The following is a 3,851-nucleotide window of genomic DNA, read 5'->3' as shown; positions in this document are numbered from 1 at the left end:
ACCCAACGCCGCCCCTGCACAGGGGCGGCACTGTATTGAATCAATAAGGAACACGTAATGCCCCTGGACCCCGATCTCGAAGGTTTTCTGGAGTTGGCTGAAATGGGCCGCCTGAGTGGCAAGAGTCAGCCCATGCATGCCTTGAGTGTGAGTCAGGCACGGCAGGAGTTCGAGATGAGCTCGCAGATCCTCGACCCTTCGCCGCCCGCCAGCCTGACGATTACAACCTTGCACATCCCGACACGCGACGGCGCAAAGATAGAAGCCCGGCTATATCGCTCGGCACATCATGCCCAACCTTCACAACCGAGCATTCTGTATTTCCACGGCGGCGGCTACGTGGTCGGCAGCCTTGACTCCCATGACTCGATTTGCCGCCGCCTGGCATCCAGCGGACGCCATGCGGTCCTGGCCCCGGCTTATCGGCTGGCTCCGGAGCATCCGTTCCCCACGGCCGTCAACGATGCCCTGGATTGCGCCAACTGGCTGGCTCGCGAGGCGCACACCCTGAATCTGGACCCGGACAATGTCAGTGTCGCCGGCGACAGTGCCGGCGCCACCCTGGCCACGGTACTGGCCATCAGCGCCGTGCAGACACCCGAACACCTTGCGCTAAAGCCCAAGACCCAGTTGCTGTTTTACCCGGTGGCCGACACTCAGCGTACGCGCCCTTCCCACCAGTTGTATGCCGAAGGCTACCTGCTGGAAAGCGATACCTTGCAGTGGTTCTACCAGCATTACACTCCCGACTCCGAGCAGCGCGGTGACTGGCGTGCATCACCGTTGTTGGCAAAAGACCTTGGGCCGCTGGCACCGGCCTACGTTAGCCTGGCCGAATATGACCCGTTGTATGACGAAGGCTTGGAGTATGCGCAGTTGCTACGCGCCACTGGGACGGATGTCACCTTGTTGACCCAGGGTGGGTTGACCCATGACTTTCTGCGGATGTCTGGAATCAGTACTGACATCGGCGTGATTTATATGGCTGTCGAAGGTTGGTTGGAAGAGCACACGGCCTGAACGTATGACCTTACTGTGGACACAAGGCACAAAAAAGGGACATCTCGCGATGTCCCTTTTTCGTTTCAAACCGCGCTTACCAGAAGGTACCGCGCAGGGTCAGCATGTGGTTGCGCTCGTCACCGTACCAGTTGCCCGATGCCGAAGATCCCAGTTTGCTGTAGTACTTCTTGTCAAAGAGGTTGTTGGCGTTGTAGATCACACTCCAGTTCTCATTGACACGATATTCGGCCATGGAATCCCATACGGCGTAACCCGCCTGAACGTACTTATAGTTCTGCTCCACATCGTTCACGAAGGTAGTCCCACTGACGTAGGTAGCGCTTTGCAAGTTAACACCACCTCCGACTTTCACGTCGTTGAATATGCCCGGCAAACGGTAGGTTGACCACAGTTTGATCTGATGTTTTGGCGTAATGCTGCTGAATACCTTCGCCGCAGTGCGGTTACGATTGTGGTTATACGTATAGCCCGCCAGAACGTTCCAGTCCGGCAGGACTTCACCGGTAAACTCCATGTCGACGCCTTTGCTGACGACCTTGCCCTGAGGCAAGTAGCAGCAGTTGCCGCCAAACAGAACACTAGATTCTTCGTAACGAGGATCCAACACTGCCTCGTTGTTACGCGAGGTGTAGTACAACGCAAAGGAAGTATTGACGGCTCCGCCCCACAACTCGCCCTTGACGCCGGTCTCGTAAGTCTTGCCGGTTATAGGCTCCATCGAACTGCCCGGCAATGGTCCCTGCATCGTGCTTTGTTGGGGCTTGAAGATTTCGGAGTAGCTGGCATAGGTCGACCATTCATCCGTCAGGTCGTAGACGATACCGCCATAAGGAACCAGTTTGGTTGCTTCGCGGGTCGATACATCCGACTGCACCTTCCAGGCTCCATTTTCGATCGCCTGGTACAATTGATCAAATTTGTACCGCTGCGCACGAGCACCGATGATCAAGTGAAGTGGGTCCGCCAGTTGTAAGCGCAACGTCGAGTACAGGCCATACTGGGTCTGACTGTTGGGACTGTAGTTACGAATAAAGTTCTTGTCTGTTCCTGGTTGTGGCCAGGGTGTCGCATCCGGGTCAAATACATTGACCGGATTACCCGCCCCGTTGGACGAGGCAGTCCCCTCCCACTGGCTGGTGATTTTCTGATGATCCATGCCGACCAGCAGCTCGTGCTCCAAGCCTGCGTACACGAATTTCCCTGCTAGGTTTACATCGAGAAGCTTCTGATCGCTGCGATACTGATTGTTGGTACCTCCGGTTTTAGGCCCCGTGAGTGTTACCGGATCGACAGCACCAAAGCTGAAAGCCGCCTTCGAAAACCCGGAGTCCAGCGTTTGGGTATATGAAACATTGAGCTTCCAGTCATCGTTAAGCTCATGGTCGACCTTGGCAAAAATTTCTTGGGATCGCCCGTCCAGATACGACCATTTTTGGGTCAAGCTAGTACTTCTGGACAGACCAAGGTCCTTGCCATTCACATCGCGCGGCAAACCGATCCCCGATCCCGTTTCATGAATACGCTCCGAGCGTCCACCCAAAGTCAATCGTGTATCCGGGAGGATATCGGCTTCCAGAATCCCGTAGAAAATCGGCTTCTCTGTACCACGATCATCCACCATGTACTGACGATCCGTGTAAGCCGCGACCATCCGGCCACGCAGCTTGCCATCAAAGCCCAATGGCCCTGTGACATCCATTTGTGTGCGGTAGTTGTCCCAACTGCCCGCCGACATATCGACTTTCAACTGATAGGCATCCAGCGGACGTTTGCGCACCAGGTTGATCATGCCGCCCGGATCGCCCGTACCGCCAAAGAGACCGGAAGCACCACGCAGGACTTCAACATGGTCGAACTCAACCAGATCGTAGTTTTTGTTGGAATAGAAACTGCCCGACGTAGTGCCTAATGCCATCGGGGCAGCACCGTCGATTTGAATGTTTTCAATCTTGAAACCGCGCGACGAGAAATCCGACAAACGGAAGTTGTTGTTAGTGACCGTGATACCCGGCGTCACTTTCATGGCTTCAGCCAGGTCAGTCATGCGTTTTTCGTCAATAACCTGCGACGTCACTACCGACACCGACTGCGGCGTCTGCCGCAGACTGGTCGGGGTCTTCGAACCGATACTGGTCAAGCCGGTGGTGTAGGAGCCGGAGTTCTCCGTCATCTCCCCCATGCCCTGGCCCTGGATGGTGGTGGCACCCAGTTCAAGGGCTGAACTCGTACCATTTTCGGGACCGAGAATGACCGTATTGTTTTCAACCCGGAAAGTCAGGCCCGCGCCTTTCAGCAATGCTTCAAGAGCGGCCTCGGGCTCCAGGGTGCCTTTGACGGCAGTGGACTTCTTGCCCGCGACCATCTCCGGCCCAAAAAGTACTTGCAGGCCGGTCTGCTTACCTAGCTCGGTCAGAGCCTTGTCCAGAGACTGGGCTGGCACATTGACCTGGATTGGTTGAGCGAGCGCTCCAGTGGAGACACTGAGTGCCAACCCCAGGACCGCCACCGATACGCCATTGCGGCAGGAAGCCAGGGGGGTGTGGAAGAGTTTTTGCCTGAACCTTGTACTTGCGCGCTTCATTGTTTTGTTTAACCCCAGAGATGTCATTAATGTCGAAGGCCTCCCACTCTTCGGGCGGAATGGCCTGAATATAGTTAAACCGTCCGGACTCCACTCCCTGTTGCAGAGGGACGGTTTTGACTTGAATCGGTGTCGAGCCATTAATGAACGTTTGGGAGAAAAATAATTTAGAAGGATTCTCAATCACTTTGTAACAGCAGCAAAAACCTTGCCTTCGGCCGACACTTTATCTTGTTAGGCACCCTGG

At 55.4% G+C, this 3,851-nt stretch carries 2 protein-coding genes; one reads left to right on the top strand and one right to left on the bottom strand.

Annotation, left to right across the window (positions count from 1 at the left end; genetic code table 11):
• Window positions 1–57 precede the first annotated feature (57 nt).
• Window positions 58–1,020 carry an alpha/beta hydrolase gene (locus PSH80_RS09950; protein ID WP_198792335.1) on the top strand — a complete coding sequence of 321 codons (963 nt, stop codon included), beginning with the start codon at window positions 58–60 and terminating at the stop codon, window positions 1,018–1,020.
• Between the two features lie 76 nt (window positions 1,021–1,096).
• Here PSH80_RS09950 and PSH80_RS09945 read toward each other — a convergent pair whose 3' ends face one another.
• Window positions 1,097–3,604, bottom strand: coding sequence for a TonB-dependent siderophore receptor (locus PSH80_RS09945; protein WP_198792336.1), 2,508 nt, complete (start codon window positions 3,602–3,604; stop codon window positions 1,097–1,099).
• Window positions 3,605–3,851: the final 247 nt, after the last annotated feature.

The organism is Pseudomonas sp. FP818, from assembly GCF_030687335.1.
In the GTDB taxonomy this organism is placed as follows: Bacteria; Pseudomonadota; Gammaproteobacteria; order Pseudomonadales; family Pseudomonadaceae; genus Aquipseudomonas; species Aquipseudomonas shahriarae.
The sequence above is the reverse complement of the archived record's forward strand: the minus strand, read 5'-3'. Positions and strand labels throughout refer to the sequence as shown.